The sequence below is a fragment of the Sulfitobacter sediminilitoris genome (assembly GCF_010667575.1).
Lineage (GTDB): Bacteria > Pseudomonadota > Alphaproteobacteria > Rhodobacterales > Rhodobacteraceae > Sulfitobacter > Sulfitobacter sediminilitoris.
Genome location: NZ_JAABNT010000001.1, coordinates 35,128 through 53,377, shown reverse-complemented (window position 1 = coordinate 53,377; position 18,250 = coordinate 35,128). Strand labels below are relative to the sequence as shown.

Here is an 18,250-nt window from a genome sequence, read left to right as displayed (position 1 = left end):
ATTTGAGCGGCATGGACAGCGAAAGACAGAACTACAAGGTCAAGGGTCGCGCCGCCAAAAGCAATCATGCGGGCCGTTTTGAACGGCACACCTGCGAGGCCTTTGATGATGGCTGGGCGCGGGACGAAGATCTGCCTGTATTGCGGACCCGAACGCGGGTCGAGGTCCCTCGCAAGATGATTTCCTACAACCGGTCGCCCGATCTGCCCTTTGACCGGTCAATCAACCCGTATCGCGGGTGCGAGCACGGCTGTGTCTATTGTTTTGCGCGTCCAAGTCATGCGTATCTGGGGCTGTCTCCCGGTCTGGATTTCGAAACGCAACTGATTGCGCGTCCCGATGCGCCTGAGGTTCTGCGCCGTGAATTGGCCAACAAACGCTACCGTGTGGCACCGATTGCCATCGGGACGAATACCGATCCCTACCAACCGATTGAGCGCGATCATCGTATCATGCGGAAATGTCTCGAAGTTCTGAGTGAGACCGGCCATCCGACCGCGATCGTGACCAAGGGCAGCCTGATTGAACGCGACATCGACATACTGGAGGGTATGGCCAAGCGCGATCTGATCCGTGTCGGGATATCCGTGACGACGCTTGATGCGCACCTGAGCCGCCTGATGGAGCCGCGCGCACCAGCGCCACAGCGACGGTTAGCGATGATCAGGCGATTGTCCGATGCTGGGATACGCGTCCGCATCATGGCCTCACCTATGATCCCGGCGCTGACCGATCCAGAGATGGAGGCGATCCTTGCAGCAGGTCACGATGCGGGTGCGCGTTATGCAAGCTGGATCATGCTGCGCTTGCCAAGAGAGGTATCGCCGTTGGTGAAAGAATGGCTTGCTGCGCATTTTCCCAACCGCAAAGAACGGATCATGAGCCGTCTGCGGGAGATGCACGGTGGCAAGGAATACGATTCGACCTGGCACAAGCGAATGTCCGGGGAGGGGCCTTATGCGGAAATGGTCGCCCAACGATTTAATGTGGCGATCTAGCGGCTTGGGCTGGCGCGTGTTGCACCGCCGATGCGCTGCGATCTGTTCTGCCCGCCGGTCTTACCGAGCGCACAGCTGTCGCTTTTGTAAGCCTATGGGCTGTCAGCGTTTCACGATGCCTTCGGCGCACCAGCGGTCAAAGATATCCAATGCGGTCTCGGCAAAGACGGGATCATTGATATGCCCGTCGATGCGGACCTGTTCGACGTTGTCGGGGCAGACGGTCTGCATTTCGTCGTAGAAGGCGTTCAAGCCTGCGCTGTCGTGCAGGTCCGCGCCTTCCCGGTCCCATTCACCCAACCCGTGCTGCGGCAACAAGAGGGCCGTCGGCCCGGTGGCCTGCGCCAGTTGCGCAGCATGGGCGCGAGCAACCTGCCTACGTTCGTCATTGTTCAGCACGACGGACGTCAACAAACGGTTGTGAGCGTGGCTGAGGTGACCGGACCATTTCTCCGGAATTTCCTTCCAGCCCACAATGTCGACAAGATCATAGCACCCCGGCGCGACAAGCTGCGGTATGCCCGCCTTGCCCGCATTTGTCAGCCTGTCCGCCCCGGCAGAAATGTTTGAGCCGTGGATGTGATTGCCCAACTCTTGAGTGCAGAAATCAAAGACACAGGCAAATGCCCCTTGCGCGGCAAGGCTCTCAAAGGCGCGGCCTCCCATGCCAGTGGCGTGAAAGACCGCGACTTCAAAGCCGCGCTCTTCTAGGGCGGGTTTGAGCGAGACCATGTATCTCAACGCGGTTTTGCCAAGCGAAGTCATACCGATGAGCGGCTTGTCGCGGTCAGGTACCTGCACGGCGCGCGCTGCCCCAAGAACGGCACCTGCTGCTTGGCTTAGTGAGGCTTTGCAGACGGAGTTCAGGCCATAGAGGCCACCCGCCCAGAGGATCATTTGCGTGTCCGCAGCCAGCCGCTCCGCCGGGATCAGGGGCGAGAATGAGACTGTCGAGACGATGTACTTTGGCACCCCCAACGGCAGCGCTGCACAAACATCAAGCGCCAGATCAGTGCCCATGGTGCCGCCCAGCACGACCATGCCGTCAAAGACGCTTTCGGAATAGAGCCGCGCTGTCAGCAGGGCAGCACCCTTGGCCATGATCTGCATCGCGTGGTTTTCGTCGCCTGCGTCAATAGCGGCGCGGATTGTGCTGCCGCATTCCTCGGCCACTTCGTGTTTGGAGTAATCCGTCGGTTTTGATGGATCGCCCAGCACCGAAACGTCCATCGTGACCACCTTGCCACCCTGTTGGCGGATCACGTCCGACATATAGGTCAGCTCATCGTCCTTGGTGTCGTAAGTGCCGATCACGAGGATTGTCTTGTCGGACATGTCAGGTTCCTTGGTGCTAGAGTTTGATCCAGGCTGTCTTGAGGTTGATGTATTTGTCCAGAGCGTGCAGCGACTTGTCATGCCCGTTTCCGGACTGGCCGACACCACCAAGAGGGACGGTGCCATCCGCGCCGCCATACGTATTGACATGCATCACACCTGTCCGTACCGCCCGCACCATCCTCTGCGCGCGCGACAGGTTCGCGGTCCAGACAGCCCCGGCAAGCCCGTAATCGGTCGCATTGGCGATTGCGATGGCCTCTGCCTCATCAGAGAAGGAGCTGACCGCAAGGACCGGGCCGAACACTTCCCTTTGGGCCAGCGTCGCTTGTGGCTGCACATCGGAGATGACCGTCGGGGCCATGTAGGTGCCGCCGGTGTCTTCCAACAGCCGGGTGCCGCCGGTCAGCAAGCTGCCGCCTTCGGCGACGCCTGTCTCAATGAACTGGAGGTTCTGGGCCAGTTGCCTTTCCGAGTGTACCGCACCGATGTGATTGTCGAGAACAAGTGGATCACCGACGCGCAAGGCTTCGGCGGCTTTGACGACGGCGGCGGTAAAATCATCCTGGATCGACGCGTCCACCAGCAGCCGCGAGCCTGCGACGCAGACCTGCCCTGAGTTGCGAAAGATACCCATTGCGGTGACTTTGGCAGCCTCATCAAGATTGGGCGCATCTGCAAACACGATGTTGGGGGATTTGCCGCCAAGTTCGAGATAGACCCGCTTGAGGTTTGAGCGTGCAGCGTATTCCAGAAGGCGCCGCCCCGTTGCGCCCGACCCGGTAAAGGCCAGCACGTCTATATCCATGGACAGTCCCATCGCTTCACCCACGACAGCACCTTCGCCGGTGACCACGTTCAGTACGCCATCGGGCAGGCCGGCCTCATGCGCCAGTTCGACCAGCCGGAGCAGGGTCAGTGACGCGGTCTCGGCCGGTTTCAGTACGACTGAATTGCCCATGGCCAATGCTGGCCCCAATTTCCACGCGCCGATCATCAGCGGGAAGTTCCAGGGGATGATAGCGCCCACAACGCCCACCGGTTCCTTGTGGATCAGGCCCATGACATCATGCCCGGTAGGGGCGATTTCGCCGTAAACCTTGTCGAGTGCTTCGGCATAATACCGGATTGAGCCCGCCGCTGATCCCGGCTCTGCTTTCAACGCCATGCCGATTTCAGTGCCGTTGTCCCGCACGCCCAGAACGGCAAGCTCCAGCGCGTTGGCTTCGATGAGGTCGGCCCATTTCAGCATGACGTTTTTACGTGCAGAGGGAGGCTGATCAGCCCAGCGACCGTCCTCAAAGGCTGCGCGGGCCGCTGCAGTGGCGGCCTGCATGTCTTCAGCGGTGCCACGTGCCATGGTCGTCAACCGCGCGCCGTCAATCGGCGAGGTTACGTCCATCGTACCACCATCCGAAGCCGGTACATGCCTTCCGTTGATCAGATGCGTTTGGGGGGCGATCTTTTCCGCACGCAGGCGGTCTATCTTCTGTTGGTCCATCAGGCTCACCGCAGTTGTGTATCGTGAAGGTCGTGGTCTTCATCACGCTGATGGGCGCGGAATTCCCGCGCCAGCGTGCGCAAGTGCAGGGCAAGGACCAGCAGGATAAAGACAAAGAGGATAAAGGAGATAGGTCGGTCGATCATGTCCAGCGGCGTTTTCAGCCGTGGCATGGCAGAGCGCAACTTGACCTCCATGATGTTGCCCAGAACCATGCCAAGGATGATCGGGACAATGGGCAGGTTCAGCCGCTTGAGGATCAGGCCCAGCACGCCGAACCCGGCAGCGATCATGCAATCTGTCAGTGAGTTGCGCAGCGAATAGACGCCGACAAAAGACAGGATCAGGATCATCACGCCCAGAAAGCGCGTGGGCACCCGGATGATCCGCGTCAGCAGGTTGGTGGAGACCATCAGGAAGGCGATCACGATTACGTTCAGCAGGATCAGGGCAAGGTAAAGACCGTAGACCAGATCGATGTTGTTCTGGAACAATTGCGGACCGGGGATGACGTTGTGGACGTAGAAGACCGATAACATCATTGCGGTCAGCGCCTCGCCGGGAATGCCGAGTGCCAGGAGGGGGATCATGGCAGCGGCAGGCACCGCGTTGTTGGCGGCTTCGGAAGCGATCAGACCTTCAGGCGCACCTTTTCCAAAGGTATCAGGCGCTTGAGAGGTTTTCTGTGCGTAGGTGTAGCTCATGAACTGGGCAGTGAATTCACCCACGCCCGGGATCATCCCCATGATCACGCCAAATCCGGAGGCAACGGTGGCCACACGTTTGTGGCGCAAAAGCTCTCGGAATCCGGCGGTCAGGCGGCCCGTGACCGGCTTCGCATTAGGGCTGTCGTCAGGGTTGGTGAGCAGAAAGAAAGCCTGGCTGAGGGCGAAGAGTCCCAAGACCACCACGATCAGATTGATACCGGAACTCAGGAACGACATGCCAAAGGTGTAGCGTTGCGTATAGGTCACCGCATCAAGGCCCACGGTGTTCAGAAAGATACCGAACATCGCCAGCATTCCGGCAGCAAAGACCTGTCCCCGGTGCGCCAGTACCACCAGAATGATGCCCAAGAGTGCCGCGAGAAAAATCTCCCGACTGCCGAACATTGGCGCGATAAGTGCCAGTACCGGGGACAGCAGGATCAGGCAGATTATGCCGAAAATACCGCCCCAGAACGAAGCGCTGTAGGCCAGTGACAGCGCCCTGTGCGCTTGACCTTCCTGTGTCATTGGGTAGCCGTCATAGGATGTCAGCGCGTTGACTGCTGTACCCGGTGTGTTGATCAGGATCGCGGGTATCGCGCCGCCGTACATGGACGAACCATAGATGCCCAATAGCATTGTCAGGCCGACAATCGGATCAAGCGAGAAGGTCGCGGGCAGCAGGATCGCGATGGCCACGGCCGGTCCCACGCCCGGAATTGCCCCGATGATTACGCCGCCGATGGCACCCACCAGCAGGGCCAGAACCACGTCCCAGCGGGCCAGCATCTCGGCTCCGGCAATGAAGTTTTCCATGTCGCGCCTCGATCAGAAATAGGTGAGCATAAATTGGCGCAACTCGCCGGGCAGAGCTTCATAAAGCTGTCCGCCGGGCAGCTTGACCTGCAGAAATGTTTTGAACAGCAGGACGATGCAGATGGCCGACACAAGCGTGCCGATGATGATCGCACGGCTACGGTAGCCCGCGCGCAGGATCAGCAGGATCGCGAAAGAGATCGTCGCTGGCAGATAGCCCAGGTAGGGCACCACAAAGGCATAGAGTATGAACCAAAGCGCGTATTCGATGGATGCGACCCAAAGGGCAGCCTCGCGCCAGCGGCCTTGGATACGTTCGGACATCAGGGAGCTGAGCAAATGCAGGGCTGCAAAGAAACTCATCCCGCCCAGTGAAACTGCTGGCCAGAACCGGGGCTGGGCAAACAGCTTGCCGCCCGCGCGATAGGCTGTCTGGTCAATGATTTGCGACAGCAGCGCCAGCGAGATGAGCAGGAAGACCCATGCAAAGACCACATCACCGGGCCTGCGATAGCGTTTGAAAAGCGCCTGAAGCGTTTTGACACGCGACATGCCATGTCTCCCCCGTGGCCCTTGGTTGAGGCCGGACCGCAAAGCGCTCCGGCCTTTCGTGGCTTATTCGGCCAGCATCTCACCGATGCGGCCCAGCGTTGCGATGTCGGCCTCGATCTGGGCATCGACCGCCGCGGCGTCCTGCCAGTAAACCAAGGCGCCTGTTTCGGCCGCAAGGGTCTGTGCGCGCTCTGACATCACTGTTTCCTTTGCCACGGCGATGATCTTGTCGCGCACATCCTGTGGCGTGTCCTTGTGGACAAACAGCCCGTTCCAAAGCGCGACGTTCAGATCCGGCGCAAGCTCTGCCACCGTTGGCGTGTCAGGGGTCAGCGCGATCCGCTCTGCACCGATAGAGGCCAGCACCTTTACATCGTCCAGACAAGGCAGGATCAGCTGGAGCGTGGTGTTGATTACGTCCACATCGCCTGAGGCCAGCGTATTGCAATCCAGCGCGTCAAAGGCGGCATCAGATGCGTAGGAAAAACCCATCTCCTTGGCCAGCGCCATCGTCACACGTGTTGGTACCAGCGGTGCGCCGAAATGGCCCAGCACCACATCATTGGCCTGCGCATGTGCTGCAAGGCCCGCCATGTCATCATAAGGCGCAGTGCCGCCCGCTGCGATGACGAAAGGATACGTCAGGAAATTTCCCAACGGTTCAAAGGGGTTTGGGTTCAGATCTGGGATGCCGATCTGGGGCCCCACAACGGGGATAGCGATGATGAATGATCCGATGGTATAGCCATCGGCAGGCGCGTTGGCGACGTCGATGGCACCGGGAAAGGGGCCACCGCCGCCGCCGGGCTTGTTCACCACGGCTGCGGGAACGTCATAGGTCGCCTGAAAGTCTTCCGCGATCATCCGGGTCAGAACGTCTTCGAGATCACCCGGAGGCCAAGGAACCACGAATTCAACAGGCTTCTCCGGATAGTCGGCCATCGTGGCACCTGCAAAAGCGGTGGCGGCAATCGCTGTGGCAGTCAGTGTTTTAATTACGTTCAGCATGCGTTTCTCCCTTATTGGTTCACTATATGAACCGATGTTGCAAAAAATAGATTGCCTTGTTAAATATAACCTGTCAAATATTTTCGCGTCACACAGCTTGAGCAGGAGGGGAAATGTCAGTCGTCGCCAAGGCACTTGCGCTGCTTGAGCATTTTTCCATCCAAACACCGGAGCTAGGCCTGTCACGGCTGACGCGGCTGGCAAAGCGCGACAAAGCAACGACTTATCGCCACCTCGTCGCGCTGCAAGAGCTTGGGTTTATCGAGCAGAACCCCGAAACAAAGGCCTACCGCATTGGCCCGGCCGTGCTGCATCTGGCTGAAGTGCGCGAAAAGACCGTACCGCGCCGTGATGGTGCGCTTGCGCCCTTGCAGCGCTTGGCGGACGCAACCGGAGAGACGGCGCATGCCTCGATTCTGTCAGGGCCGACGCTGCACACGCTGGTCTCATGCGAGGCGCAGGCGCACAGCATTCGCGCGGTGATCGATCTGCAAAAACTGCCACTTCACGCGACTGCTTCGGGGATCTGTACGCTGGCGTTTGGTCCTGCCGATTTATTGGAGGCGGCAAAGGCGGATATGGCGCGGTTCACAGCGCATACCGCTACTGATCCCGCTGCACTGGCGGAGGTCGTTGGCACAGCTCAGGGCAGCGGCTTTGGCAGATCAGAACGGGGGCTTGAGGATGACATCTACGGTTTCGCAGCCCCGCTTTTTGATCAGACCGGTCAGTTGGCCGGTGCTGTTGCCGTTGCCAGCGTGGCCAGCCGGGTGACGGAAGACCTAACGCGCCTGATTTATCAAGAGTTGATCATCGCCAGCCGCGAAATCACCCATAGTTGGGGCGGCAGCGTGCCTGCAGCCATAGAGGCCCTCTGGGCCGACACTCTTGCCACGTTCAAACAGAAAGACCTTGCGCCATGAAAGATTCAAATTTCCTGAAAGAAAACAACGCGCGCCATTTCTGGCATCCGATGACCTCGCCCGACGACAGTCATCACCAACCGCCCAAGATCATCACAGGCTCGCATGGTGTGCGGATCACGGATATTGACGGACATGATGTGGTCGACGCGGTAGGCGGTCTGTGGAATGTGAACCTTGGCTATTCCTGCCAACCGGTCAAAGACGCGATTGCGGATCAGCTGGCCAAGCTGCCCTATTATTCGACGTTTCGCGGAACGACCAACGATGCTGTGATTGAATTGTCCTACGAACTGGCCGAATTCTTTGCTCCTGATGGGATGAAACGGGCGTTCTTTACGTCTGGTGGATCCGACTCCGTTGAAACAGCTTTGCGTCTTGCGCGTCAGTACCACAAGCTCCGCGGCGCATCGGGACGGACTAAGTTTCTGAGCCTCAAGAAGGGCTATCATGGCACCCACATGGGGGCTGCCAGCGTCAACGGAAATGCCAACTTCCGCAACGCTTACGAGCCGTTGATGCCCGGCTGCTTTCACATCCCCGCGCCCTATACCTACCGCAATCCTTTCAACGAGAGTGACCCTGCCAGGCTGGCGCAACTCTGTGCGGCAGCACTTGAGGACGAGATCGCGTTTCAGGGGGCAAATACCATCGCGGCCATGATCATGGAGCCGATTCTGGGGGCAGGCGGTGTAATCCCCCCGCATGAAAGCTTCGCGCCCATGGTGGCCGAGATTTGCGCACGTCACGGCATATTGCTGATCACGGACGAGGTGATTACCGCCTATGGCCGCACGGGTGCATGGTCAGGGGCGCGTCTCTGGGGCATCCAGCCTGACATGATGTGCACAGCCAAAGCCATCACCAACGGGTTCTTTCCCTTTGGCGCTGTGATGCTGGGCGACAGGATGGTCGATGCGTTCGAGAACAATCCGGATGCGCGTATCTCGCACGGCTATACCTATTCGGGCCATCCGGTCGGTGCGGCGGCTGCTTTGGCCTGTCTGGCAGAGACCAAGCGTCTCAATGTGATCGAAAACGCATCCGCGCGGGGAAACCAGCTCTTTGATGGGTGCAAAGCCTTGATGGAGAAATATGACATCATCGGCGACGTACGCGGCGGGCATGGTTTGATGACGGCAATTGAGATGGTCAGCGACCGGGCAAAGAAGACCCCGATTGACGGAGGCAGGGCTGGTGTGGTTCAGGAAACAGCCTATCAGCATGGGGCGATGGTCCGGGTGTCCGGGCCGAATTTGATCCTCTCCCCATCGCTGATCATCTCGGAGGATGAGGCTGATGTGATCCTGTCTGCATTGGATGCGGGTCTGGCGGCGGCAGCCTGAAGAAGGCAGCCGCGTCTGATTATCCGCGCCGGCGTCCGCGTCGTGGCGCACGTTTGGGACCAGCATCGTCGGTGCCGTCGCTCGCGGATGAGAAGTCTCCCAGTGCGGCTACAATCTCTGCCAGTTCAGGCGCGCTGCCTTTTGGCGTGGTGTCCAGCGCCTCGCGCATGACGCGCAGATGTTCCGGCATGGTGCCGCAACATCCGCCAATGATCGACGCGCCGCAATTGCGGGCCATGACCGCGTATTGCCCCATCAATTCGGGTGTCCCATCATAGTGGATATGGCCATCAACGTATTTCGGGATACCCGCGTTGCCCTTGGCGATGATGGGTCGCGTGCTGCCTTTGCCCGCGAAACCAAGGATGGTGCGCAGCAGGTCGGATGCACCGGTGCCGCAATTCGCCCCATAGGCCAGCGGCGGGTTCTCAAGCTTTTCAACCAGATCAACCAAGCCTTCGGATGTGAGGCCCATCATCGTACGGCCTGCCGTGTCAAAGCTCATGGTGCCGCACCATGGCAGGCCAGCCAATGCAAATCCTTCGGAGGCAGCGGTATATTCTTCGGGGGCACTGATCGTCTCAAGCCAGCCGACGTCGGCACCGCCCGCCTTTAACCCATCAGCGGTCTCATGAAACATCTCGACCGCAAGGGCGTGGCTGAGGGTGCCCACCGGCTCCATGATCTCGCCTGTAGGTCCGACAGAACCTGCCACGATCACTGGGCGCCCGGCTTTGTCTGCGACGTCGCGGGCCAGTTCGGCTGCGACACGGCTCAGTTCATGCGCACGCTTTGCCGCATCGTGTAGTTTCAGGCGCGAGGCATTGGCCCCAAAACTGTTGGTCAGGAACAGATCGCTGCCTGCATCCACGGCACTTTGATAAAGCGCGATGATCTTCTTTGGCTCATCCGTGTTCCAAAGCTCAGGCGCGTCGCCGGACATAAGGCCCATGTTAAACAGATTGGTGCCGGTGGCACCATCTGCCAGAAGGGTGCCTTTTTCGGCCAGAAGATCGGTGAAGGTGGTGGTCATGGGGGATGCCTGTATTGGGGTTTTATGTCCCCTTCCACAACTGCTCATTCAAAGCAACTTCATAATCTTCATCTTGATCATGAGGTGGGTTGATCTGTGGGAGTGGGCGGGGCTGATGCACCTCTGTCGCGATATCGCAAAGCGCGATGGCAAGGGCCGCCAAGTCCGGCGCCGCTGCATACCGGGCGTGTCGTGTGGGCGCAAAGCTGGATTTAAACTGACGTAAGCCGGGTTTGTCCAATCGCCGCTGCAAAGGAGCGATCCGGTGCATCCAGTCTGGCAGGCTGGGTACGGCGGCGAGGTTGATATCCTCGTAACCTTCGTGCCATGGCATGGTGAAGCAGCAAGTGCATTGTGCCGTCTGGCAGGTCCTCAAGGTGGCGCATGAGGTCAAGGCAAAGCCCGTTCCCCGATGTATGAAAGCTGGCAAAAGCGACCAGATCACCGCCTAGATAGGCCAGAAAGACCTCCTGCCGGATCAGGTATGCTGGACAGAAACGACCCATGCTGCCGCCGCGCGCGCGGCCATGTGCGCTTTGCCAATTGGCGTCAACCTCAGCCATTGCGTCAAGCGGCAGGGTCGTGGCGCGTTGTATGCGAACGCCAGCGCGTTCTGCCTTGCGCAGCTTTCGCCGTAGACCACGGCGGGCAGGGGTGTCAGGGTCATATGTATCCAGATCGAGATGGAAGTCATCGGCGACCCGGACGACGCGCCATCCCAATTTGCGGGTGGTAAGCGCTGTCTTTTCACTGCATTTGTAGATACATGGCACCAGATTGCTGGTCCGGGCAACAGTTTTCAGCCGGTCCAAAGCAGGGGCTGCTGAGCCAGCCAGTGGATCAAAGAGCATGGTTGCGGTTTGCGTCGTTTTCCAAAGCGCACAGGTGCCTTGGTCATGGTGAAGCAGCCGTTCGCCGTTCTGCGCGAGAACACCGATTTCGGCTTTTGATGCAGGGATTGGTGCGGAGCGGGTTTGCACCGCCGAAGTCAGATTTGACTTGGAAGGCGAAAACACCATCGCAACGCCGATCAGGGCTGGTACCGCATAGTAAAGCGCGCGGAACCCAACGATTCCCGCAATGAGGTCAGGCGTCGGGACTGTGGGGAGCAAGGAAAAGAGCATCAGTTCAAAGGGCCCCACGCCGCCGGGTGCGCCAGATAGCATCGCGGCTCCGAGGGCAAGGAGAAAGGCGGGCAGGAAGAATGTGAAACTCAGGTCAGTCGCGGGAATCAGCAAGTAGAGCGCCGCCGCAGCCGCTGTGATATCCAAGGCCGCCCAGCCAAGGATGGCACCGCTGGCGCGCAAGCTGGGCAAGCGTAGCCTGTGCCGCAAGGGGGCGCCGAGGGGGGCAAAACTGATGGTGAGGATGGCTGCGGGGATCAGCAGTGCAACGCCAATCGCAGGCAAGGTCAACCATGCCGGGGCTGGCAGGACCAGGCACGCCAGGGCGGTGAGGAACGCCAAAGCGAGCATAAACGTAATGGACACGAAGGTGGAAAGATGCAGCGCCGTGCTGAGGCCGAGTTGCGGCAGCATACGCCAACGCACAGCAGCACCTGTAAGAATGCCGAAACCCACTGTCTGTGCAATAGCGATGGCAGCAAACCCGCTGATCCGTGCCTGGCGCGCGCGCACGCCGGTTTGAAAATGTCTGTGAGCAACCCCGTCATATCGCGCCACGGCTCATAAACTAAGGGCGGCAAAGCCTGCTGCCATCCCCCAGAGCGCTAATGGCACGGCCCGGATCGCTGATGGAAGCTGGGTGAAGGTGGACGCATCAATACGCGTTGCCAGCAGCCAAATACAGGCCCCCATAATCCCGAATGGAACGGCAAACCTTCTGACGCCCGTCCAGCGGACGGACCTGATAAGTGATTTCATGCAAAAAGCCCCTCTCCGAACCCCCGACGGGTAGATAGGCCGTCGCACTTAAGCGATCGTTAATGTTTTGGTGTGGACACGAAAAACGCGCCTTTCATTTGCTGGAAAGACGCGTTGAATTGTTCAGTTCGCTAAAAGAAGCGGCTCAGTCGTGTTCTTCCATGATCTGCGCCTTGGCTTCGGCCATCAGGCTGACCATCTTGGCACGGATCGTCGTTTCATCTGCCTTGTCGCCCAGATCGCCGGACACTTTGCGATATACGTCCTCGTCACCGGCTTCTTCGAAATCGGACTTGATCACCTCTTTGGCGTATTCGTTTGCCGCCTCACCGGATTTTCCCAAGAGCTCGGCTGCCCAAAGACCCAACAACTTGTTGCGGCGTGCCTCTGCCTTGAACTGCATTTCAGCGTCATGGGCAAATTTGTTTTCGAAGGCGTTTTCGCGATCTTTCATCGTGGTCATGTGGGCTACTCCTTGGTGACACCTGTATCCTACCAAAATGGACATATGCGGTCGAGAAGACAAGATGCCACCTGCGCTTGCAGGACATGGGACCATAGACTAAGAGGGCCACAACAGGGTTGGGGAGCCCCCCTGCCTGCTATCCCGAAAGGACGCCCATGGCCCGGCGCAAGAAGATTTACGAAGGCAAAGCGAAAATCCTGTACGAAGGCCCTGAGCCCGGTACGATTGTTCAGTATTTCAAAGATGATGCCACCGCCTTTAACGCCCAGAAAAAGGACGTGATCGAAGGTAAGGGTGTTCTGAACAACCGTCTGTCAGAATTTTTCATGACCGGACTGAACCAGATCGGCGTGCCGACGCATTTCATCAAGCGACTAAACATGCGCGAGCAGCTTGTTCGCCAGTGCGAGATCATTCCGCTAGAGGTGATCGTTCGGAATTATGCAGCAGGAACAATGTCCAAGCGGCTCGGCATTGATGAAGGCACGCAGTTGCCACGCCCGATTGTCGAATATTGCTACAAGGACGACAGCCTGGGCGATCCGCTGGTGACGGAAGAACACATTGCGGCATTTGGCTGGGCCAGCCAGCAGGATATGGAAGACATCCTCAGCCTTGCGCTGCGTGTGAATGATTTCCTGTCCGGTGTGATGATGGCCGTCGGCATCAGGCTGGTCGACTTCAAGATCGAGATTGGCCGCGTTTATGACGGTGATTTCCAGCGCCTGATCATCGCCGATGAAATCAGCCCTGATTCTTGCCGTCTGTGGGATATTGAGACAGGTCAGAAGCTGGACAAGGATGTGTTCCGGCGTGATCTGGGGTCATTGACAGACGCCTATACCGAGGTTGCGCGGCGGTTGGGCGTGATGCCCAAGACATCGACGCCGATCACCAAACCGACCTTGATCAACTGAGACAGGCGTCGGAGCGGAATTGTAGTGGAAAGATGAAGCGAGGGGCGGAGCGATGAAGGCACGGGTGCATGTGATGTTGAAAAACGGGGTGCTTGATCCACAGGGCGAGGCGGTGCATCACGCGCTGGATGCCATGGGTTTTGAGGGTGTGAACGGCGTGCGGCAGGGCAAGGTGATAGAGCTTGATCTGGCCGACGGCACGACAGAGGCCGACGTCAACGCGATGTGTGAAAAGCTGCTCGCCAACACGGTGATCGAATCCTACACGGTGGAGCTTTACTAATGCGCGCGGCGGTCGTCGTATTTCCCGGATCCAACTGCGACCGCGATCTTGCTGTCGCCTTTGAAAACGCGGGTGCGCAGGTCGAGATGGTCTGGCACAAGGACACGGAACTTCCCGGCGGCATTGATATCGTCGGAATACCGGGGGGATTTTCATACGGTGACTATCTGCGGTGCGGCGCGATTGCGGCGCAATCTCCGATTGTTAAATCCGTCAAGGCCCACGCGGAGCGCGGCGGCTATGTCATGGGCATCTGCAACGGCTTTCAGGTTCTGACCGAAACAGGGTTGCTGCCCGGCGCATTGTTGCGCAATGCGGGGCTCAAATACATTTGCAAGACCGTCGGCCTGAAGGTCGAGACGTCTAACAGCGATTTCACGATGGGTTATAACGCGGGCGATATTATCAACATTCCGATTGCCCATCACGACGGCAATTACTTTGCTGACCCGGACACCATCGCGCGTCTTCAGGGCGAGGACCGGGTGGCCTTTACCTATACGGATAATCCTAACGGGGCGCAGGCCGATATCGCGGGCATCTTGTCGGAAAACCGTCGGGTCTTGGGCATGATGCCGCATCCTGAGCGGGCGGCGGATGCTGGTCACGGCGGCACCGACGGGGTGGCGCTCTTTCGCGCATTGGCCGGTGCGCTGACAGCAGCGTGACTTGAGCGTTGTGCTGCACGCGCGTACTGTGCGGCAATGAGCGATACATCGGATACCAAGTCTGCCCTGGCCGTATCGTGGCGCGTGCGCCTTGCGATTGGTGTTTTGATGATCATCGCGGTGATCGTTATTTCGGTCACGAACAAGCTGCTGACCGACAGATTTACCGACACGACGCGCAATCGCGCTGAACTGCGGATTGCGCTTTACAGCGGCAACCTGATGGCCGAACTGCGCCAGAACGCTATTGTGCCACAGCTTCTGGCCCGCGATCCTTCGTTGATCAACGCGCTTAAGGATGCTGATTATTCCCTGTCGACACAGCGACTGATCTCTTTCGTTGAGGAAATCGGTGCTGCCTCTTTGATGTTGTATGACATTGATGGGCGGACGGTGGCGGCGACGGACCGCAACCGTCTCGGCTCGCAACATCGGTCAGAGCCGTATTTCGTCGATGCGATCAGGTCGAATGCAACGATCTTCACCACCATCCAACGTGAGGGGGGCGGGTACCAGTTCATGTATTCCCGTCGCATCCAGGAGGGTGGCAGCACCTTGGGTGTGATCGCCGTAGAGGTGGATCTGCAAAAATTCGAGCGGGCGTGGGCGGGCATTTCGGATGCTGTCATTGTGATGGACAGCACCGGTCAGATCATTTTAGCGACATCCCCCCGTTGGCGCGGCCTGACGGAGCCAGAGGCGCTGGCAAATCACACCCCGCAAACCGCGATTGAGCGGGCCATTCAGGCCACCGCCGATTGGACGGCCTTACCGCCAGATGCATATCTGCAGGGCGAAGCGGTCATGCGGTTGGAAAACCGCATTCCGTTCCGGGGCTGGCGCATGATCAGCTACACGACCTACGAAAGCGTGCGCGAGCGCGTAAACGGCGTGCTGGCGCTCGAAGTCATGGGATTTGCGATTCTTCTGGCACTGACATTCTATTTCCTGAGCCGCCGCACAGCGGGCAGGCTGGCGATTTTTCAGCGAGAGTCGGCCAAACTTCGCGCATTGAACGCCGCCTTACAGCGGGAAATCGCTGAAAGGAAACGCGTGCAAGAGACGCTCGCCGTGGCCGAACAAACGCTGGAACAATCCAGCAAATTGGCGGCCTTAGGAGAAATGTCCGCGGCTGTGAGCCACGAGTTGAACCAGCCATTGGCCGCGATGAAAACCTATCTGGCGGGTGCGCGGTTGCTGTTGCGGCGCAACCGCCCGGATGAGGCGCTGTCGTCCTTCGGACGTATCGACGATCTGATCGAAAGGATGGGCGCGATCACTCGGCAGCTCAAATCCTATGCGCGCAAAGGTCAGGAAGCGTTTTCGCCTGTAGATATAGGGGCTGCGCTGGCTTCATCCCTGTCAATGATGGAGCCGCAACTGCGCCAGAGAAAGGTGCAGATCGCGCGCATTCTGCCGGACGAGCCGGTGATGGTGATCGGGGACCGGATGCGGATTGAACAGGTTATCGTCAACCTCTTGCGCAATGCTCTTGATGCCACCAAATCAGTAAGAGACCCGCAGGTTGAGATCATCCTGTCCGCCGGAGAGACGGCGACGCTTACCGTGCGCGATAACGGACCGGGGATTGAAGACCTCGATGCGCTGTTTGAGCCGTTTTATACGACGAAACAGGCGGGCGACGGCGTGGGGTTGGGGCTTGCTATCTCGTCGGGGATCGTGAACGACCTAGGGGGACGACTGACGGCGCGCAACGGACAGAACGGTGGCGCGGTCTTTGAAATGCAACTGCCCATCATGGGCGAAAAGAACACAGTAGAAGCTGCGGAGTGATACGATGGCTCAGGCGATGAAGATTGCGATTGTCGATGACGAACAGGATATGCGCCAATCGATCAGCCAATGGCTGGCGCTTTCCGGCTACGATACCGAGACGTTCGGATCAGCAGAAGATGCGCTGAAAACGCTGGGGCCTGAATATCCGGGCATCGTGATTTCCGATATCAAAATGCCCGGCATGGACGGCATGCAGTTCCTGAAAAAGCTGATGGGCAATGACAGCGCCTTGCCGGTGATCATGATCACCGGCCATGGTGATGTGCCAATGGCAGTCGAAGCCATGCGCGTGGGCGCATTTGATTTTCTTGAAAAGCCTTTCAACCCGGACCGGATGAGCGAGTTGGCCAAGAAGGCCACCAACGCACGTCGTCTCGTCATGGACAACCGGGCGCTGCGGCGCGAGTTGTCAGACGGCGGGCAGCTGATGAAAAAGCTGATCGGGCAAAGCCCGGTGATGGAGCGTTTGCGCGAGGACATCCTCGATCTGGGACAGGCGGATGGCCATGTCCTGATTGATGGCGAAACAGGCACCGGGAAAACGCTCGTGGCTCATGCGCTTCACGCCGTGGGTTCCCGGGCCGGCAAGAAATTCGTTCTGGTGTCCTGCGGTGCCTTTGAAGAAGAGGCCCTTTCCAAACGCCTGTTCGGTCCGATGCAGCCTGAAGATGCGCAATTGCCCGCGATTGAAGAGGCACGCGGTGGGACATTGGTTCTGGAAGATATCGAAGCCCTGTCCGAGACGCTGCAAGCGCGGTTGCTGAGTGTCATCAACGAACAGGGCACGCCGGCTGAGACGCGGATCGTGGCGATTTCAAACTTGCAGGAAGCGGGGCGCACCTCCGAGGATGCGTTGCGGAGCGATCTATTCTACCGTTTGGCAGCCCTCAGGATCACGGTGCCGCCTTTGCGCCAGCGCGGCGAGGACATCCTGACGCTGTTCACGCGCCTATCCGATCAATTCGCAGAGGAATATGGGTGCGAGGCGCCGCAGGTCAGCGCGCAAGAGGCGGCACAGCTGTTGCAAGCCCCTTGGCCCGGCAACGTGCGGCAACTGATCAATGTGGCGGAACGGGCTGTCCTGCAATCCCGGCGCGGTTCCGGCACCATCGCGTCGCTGCTGATGTCGGATCACGAAGAGATGCAGCCGGTGATGACGACAGAGGGCAAGCCTTTGAAGGAATATGTGGAAGCCTTCGAGCGGATGCTGATCGACAACACGATGCGGCGTCACAAGGGATCAATTGCCAGCGTTATGGACGAGCTATGCCTGCCACGCAGGACATTGAATGAGAAGATGGCGAAGTATGGTCTGCAACGCTCGGACTATCTTTAGACCTTAGGCTGGTGTCTTTTCGGATCGCTTAGATCGTGGCGCGCTGCCGGTTCACCCTGTGCGGCGCTCGACGATCTCAATCGCTTTGCCGTTCTGATCTGTCACGCAGGTCCAGGATGCGGCGTTGGGAACATCGACGATGAAGCGGTTGAGCTCGACAATCGGGATGGTGGTGTTGAGCGCGACACCCGATGCGCCGGTTTCCTTGGCCACGGCCGCAACGCAGGTTTTCTGTCCTCGCAGTTCGGCCAATGCTTCGGGATCATTGGCGACCGCGATTTCGTCACAGGCCGCCATTCCAAGAACAGAAAGGGCGAGGGTGGAGCGCAAGAGAATGTGCATGGATGGTCCTTCGGGTCTTGAGGCAGCCACAGATGGCGTGTGCGATAATACGAATAAATGCGCGCTCAGGTGAGCCAGAACCGACCTTTCTTGTCAAGCAAAGTGGGGCAAACTGGCGAATTGCCGTTGCAACGTCCAATTGCCCATTGTGTTTTGCGCGGCAAAGCCCTTATCTAGGGTTACGGGATTGGTTGACGCCTACGCGTCAGGGTTGTCCTGATAACAGTTTCGCTGCTGGTGCAGGTCCGAGCGAGGGCCGTACACGCAGACCGATTGGGCCGGAAACGGCCAGAGAACCGCTGATGGTCTGACGGGGCAAACCCCGAAAAGAACTCAGTT

At 58.8% G+C, this 18,250-nt stretch carries 17 protein-coding genes and 1 pseudogene; 8 read left to right on the top strand and 10 right to left on the bottom strand.

Annotated features, from left to right (window positions below; genetic code table 11):
* Positions 1-11: 11 nt before the first annotated feature.
* Positions 12-1,088 (top strand): annotated as a pseudogene (locus tag GV827_RS00260) (PA0069 family radical SAM protein).
* 12 nt (positions 1,089-1,100) lie between these two features.
* On the opposite strand, the gene GV827_RS00255 reads toward GV827_RS00260, so the two are convergent.
* The 5 genes from GV827_RS00255 to GV827_RS00235 form a co-directional block, all read right to left on the bottom strand.
* Positions 1,101-2,333 carry a Tm-1-like ATP-binding domain-containing protein gene (locus GV827_RS00255; protein WP_164351697.1) on the bottom strand — a complete coding sequence of 411 codons (1,233 nt, stop codon included), beginning with the start codon at positions 2,331-2,333 and terminating at the stop codon, positions 1,101-1,103.
* A gap of 16 nt (positions 2,334-2,349) precedes the next feature.
* A complete protein-coding gene (locus GV827_RS00250) occupies positions 2,350-3,834 on the bottom strand; it encodes an aldehyde dehydrogenase family protein (RefSeq protein ID WP_164351696.1) in 1,485 nt (494 codons plus the stop codon).
* A gap of 5 nt (positions 3,835-3,839) precedes the next feature.
* Positions 3,840-5,357, bottom strand: coding sequence for a tripartite tricarboxylate transporter permease (locus GV827_RS00245; protein WP_164351695.1), 1,518 nt, complete (start codon positions 5,355-5,357; stop codon positions 3,840-3,842).
* Positions 5,358-5,369: 12 nt separating this feature from the next.
* Complete coding sequence (locus GV827_RS00240) at positions 5,370-5,909, bottom strand: tripartite tricarboxylate transporter TctB family protein (RefSeq protein WP_164351694.1); 540 nt, start codon at positions 5,907-5,909, stop codon at positions 5,370-5,372.
* Positions 5,910-5,972: 63 nt separating this feature from the next.
* Positions 5,973-6,917 (bottom strand): tripartite tricarboxylate transporter substrate-binding protein, encoded by a 945-nt coding sequence (locus GV827_RS00235; protein ID WP_164351693.1) that lies wholly within the window; start codon positions 6,915-6,917, stop codon positions 5,973-5,975.
* A 113-nt stretch (positions 6,918-7,030) separates the two neighbouring features.
* On the opposite strand from GV827_RS00235, the gene GV827_RS00230 reads away from it, so the two are divergent.
* Positions 7,031-7,840 (top strand): IclR family transcriptional regulator, encoded by an 810-nt coding sequence (locus GV827_RS00230; RefSeq protein WP_164351692.1) that lies wholly within the window; start codon positions 7,031-7,033, stop codon positions 7,838-7,840.
* Entirely contained in the window at positions 7,837-9,186 is a 1,350-nt protein-coding gene (locus GV827_RS00225) for an aminotransferase class III-fold pyridoxal phosphate-dependent enzyme (protein ID WP_164351691.1), read from the top strand. The genes GV827_RS00230 and GV827_RS00225 overlap by 4 nt, the downstream gene beginning before the upstream one ends.
* Before the next feature lie 19 nt (positions 9,187-9,205).
* Here the strand turns inward: GV827_RS00225 and bmt are convergent, their stop codons facing one another.
* The 4 genes from bmt to GV827_RS00205 all read right to left on the bottom strand — a co-directional run bounded on the left by bmt (position 9,206) and on the right by GV827_RS00205 (position 12,565).
* Complete coding sequence (gene bmt / locus GV827_RS00220; RefSeq protein ID WP_164351690.1) at positions 9,206-10,219, bottom strand: betaine--homocysteine S-methyltransferase; 1,014 nt, start codon at positions 10,217-10,219, stop codon at positions 9,206-9,208.
* Positions 10,220-10,431: 212 nt separating this feature from the next.
* Complete coding sequence (locus GV827_RS23950) at positions 10,432-11,856, bottom strand: phosphatidylglycerol lysyltransferase domain-containing protein (protein ID WP_164351689.1); 1,425 nt, start codon at positions 11,854-11,856, stop codon at positions 10,432-10,434.
* A gap of 48 nt (positions 11,857-11,904) precedes the next feature.
* On the bottom strand, positions 11,905-12,102 hold the full coding sequence (locus GV827_RS00210; RefSeq protein ID WP_164351688.1) for a hypothetical protein: 198 nt from the start codon (positions 12,100-12,102) through the stop codon (positions 11,905-11,907).
* 145 nt (positions 12,103-12,247) lie between these two features.
* Entirely contained in the window at positions 12,248-12,565 is a 318-nt protein-coding gene (locus tag GV827_RS00205; protein ID WP_164351687.1) for a DUF1476 domain-containing protein, read from the bottom strand.
* Positions 12,566-12,723: 158 nt separating this feature from the next.
* Here GV827_RS00205 and purC point away from each other — a divergent pair, with 158 nt between their 5' ends.
* Genes purC through GV827_RS00180 form a run of 5 tightly spaced genes read left to right on the top strand, consistent with a single transcriptional unit; the run spans position 12,724 to position 17,569 of the window.
* Positions 12,724-13,485, top strand: coding sequence for a phosphoribosylaminoimidazolesuccinocarboxamide synthase (purC, locus tag GV827_RS00200; protein ID WP_164351686.1), 762 nt, complete (start codon positions 12,724-12,726; stop codon positions 13,483-13,485).
* 52 nt (positions 13,486-13,537) lie between these two features.
* Positions 13,538-13,768, top strand: coding sequence for a phosphoribosylformylglycinamidine synthase subunit PurS (gene purS, locus GV827_RS00195; protein WP_164351685.1), 231 nt, complete (start codon positions 13,538-13,540; stop codon positions 13,766-13,768).
* Positions 13,768-14,436: a phosphoribosylformylglycinamidine synthase subunit PurQ gene (gene purQ, locus GV827_RS00190; RefSeq protein WP_164351684.1), complete on the top strand. Its 669-nt coding sequence runs from the start codon at positions 13,768-13,770 to the stop codon at positions 14,434-14,436. Before purS ends, purQ begins: the two co-directional genes overlap by 1 nt.
* 36 nt (positions 14,437-14,472) lie before the next feature.
* Complete coding sequence (locus GV827_RS00185; protein WP_164351683.1) at positions 14,473-16,230, top strand: sensor histidine kinase; 1,758 nt, start codon at positions 14,473-14,475, stop codon at positions 16,228-16,230.
* A 4-nt stretch (positions 16,231-16,234) separates the two neighbouring features.
* A complete protein-coding gene (locus tag GV827_RS00180) occupies positions 16,235-17,569 on the top strand; it encodes a sigma-54-dependent transcriptional regulator (RefSeq protein WP_164351682.1) in 1,335 nt (444 codons plus the stop codon).
* Positions 17,570-17,620: 51 nt separating this feature from the next.
* Here GV827_RS00180 and GV827_RS00175 read toward each other — a convergent pair whose 3' ends face one another.
* Positions 17,621-17,911, bottom strand: coding sequence for a hypothetical protein (locus GV827_RS00175; RefSeq protein ID WP_164351681.1), 291 nt, complete (start codon positions 17,909-17,911; stop codon positions 17,621-17,623).
* Between the last annotated feature and the right edge of the window lie 339 nt (positions 17,912-18,250).

Excerpts from the sequence above, each read along its gene's own strand:
- GV827_RS00255 (WP_164351697.1), bottom strand. The coding sequence starts at position 2,333 with ATGTCCGACAAGACAATCCTCGTGATCGGCACTTACGACACCAAGGAC.
- GV827_RS00250 (WP_164351696.1), bottom strand. The coding sequence starts at position 3,834 with ATGGACCAACAGAAGATAGACCGCCTGCGTGCGGAAAAGATCGCCCCC.
- GV827_RS00245 (WP_164351695.1), bottom strand. The coding sequence starts at position 5,357 with ATGGAAAACTTCATTGCCGGAGCCGAGATGCTGGCCCGCTGGGACGTG.
- GV827_RS00240 (WP_164351694.1), bottom strand. The coding sequence starts at position 5,909 with ATGTCGCGTGTCAAAACGCTTCAGGCGCTTTTCAAACGCTATCGCAGG.
- GV827_RS00235 (WP_164351693.1), bottom strand. The coding sequence starts at position 6,917 with ATGCTGAACGTAATTAAAACACTGACTGCCACAGCGATTGCCGCCACC.
- GV827_RS00230 (WP_164351692.1), top strand. The coding sequence starts at position 7,031 with ATGTCAGTCGTCGCCAAGGCACTTGCGCTGCTTGAGCATTTTTCCATC.
- GV827_RS00225 (WP_164351691.1), top strand. The coding sequence starts at position 7,837 with ATGAAAGATTCAAATTTCCTGAAAGAAAACAACGCGCGCCATTTCTGG.
- bmt (WP_164351690.1), bottom strand. The coding sequence starts at position 10,219 with ATGACCACCACCTTCACCGATCTTCTGGCCGAAAAAGGCACCCTTCTG.
- GV827_RS00210 (WP_164351688.1), bottom strand. The coding sequence starts at position 12,102 with ATGAAATCACTTATCAGGTCCGTCCGCTGGACGGGCGTCAGAAGGTTT.
- GV827_RS00205 (WP_164351687.1), bottom strand. The coding sequence starts at position 12,565 with ATGACCACGATGAAAGATCGCGAAAACGCCTTCGAAAACAAATTTGCC.
- purC (WP_164351686.1), top strand. The coding sequence starts at position 12,724 with ATGGCCCGGCGCAAGAAGATTTACGAAGGCAAAGCGAAAATCCTGTAC.
- purS (WP_164351685.1), top strand. The coding sequence starts at position 13,538 with ATGAAGGCACGGGTGCATGTGATGTTGAAAAACGGGGTGCTTGATCCA.
- purQ (WP_164351684.1), top strand. The coding sequence starts at position 13,768 with ATGCGCGCGGCGGTCGTCGTATTTCCCGGATCCAACTGCGACCGCGAT.
- GV827_RS00185 (WP_164351683.1), top strand. The coding sequence starts at position 14,473 with ATGAGCGATACATCGGATACCAAGTCTGCCCTGGCCGTATCGTGGCGC.
- GV827_RS00180 (WP_164351682.1), top strand. The coding sequence starts at position 16,235 with ATGGCTCAGGCGATGAAGATTGCGATTGTCGATGACGAACAGGATATG.
- GV827_RS00175 (WP_164351681.1), bottom strand. The coding sequence starts at position 17,911 with ATGCACATTCTCTTGCGCTCCACCCTCGCCCTTTCTGTTCTTGGAATG.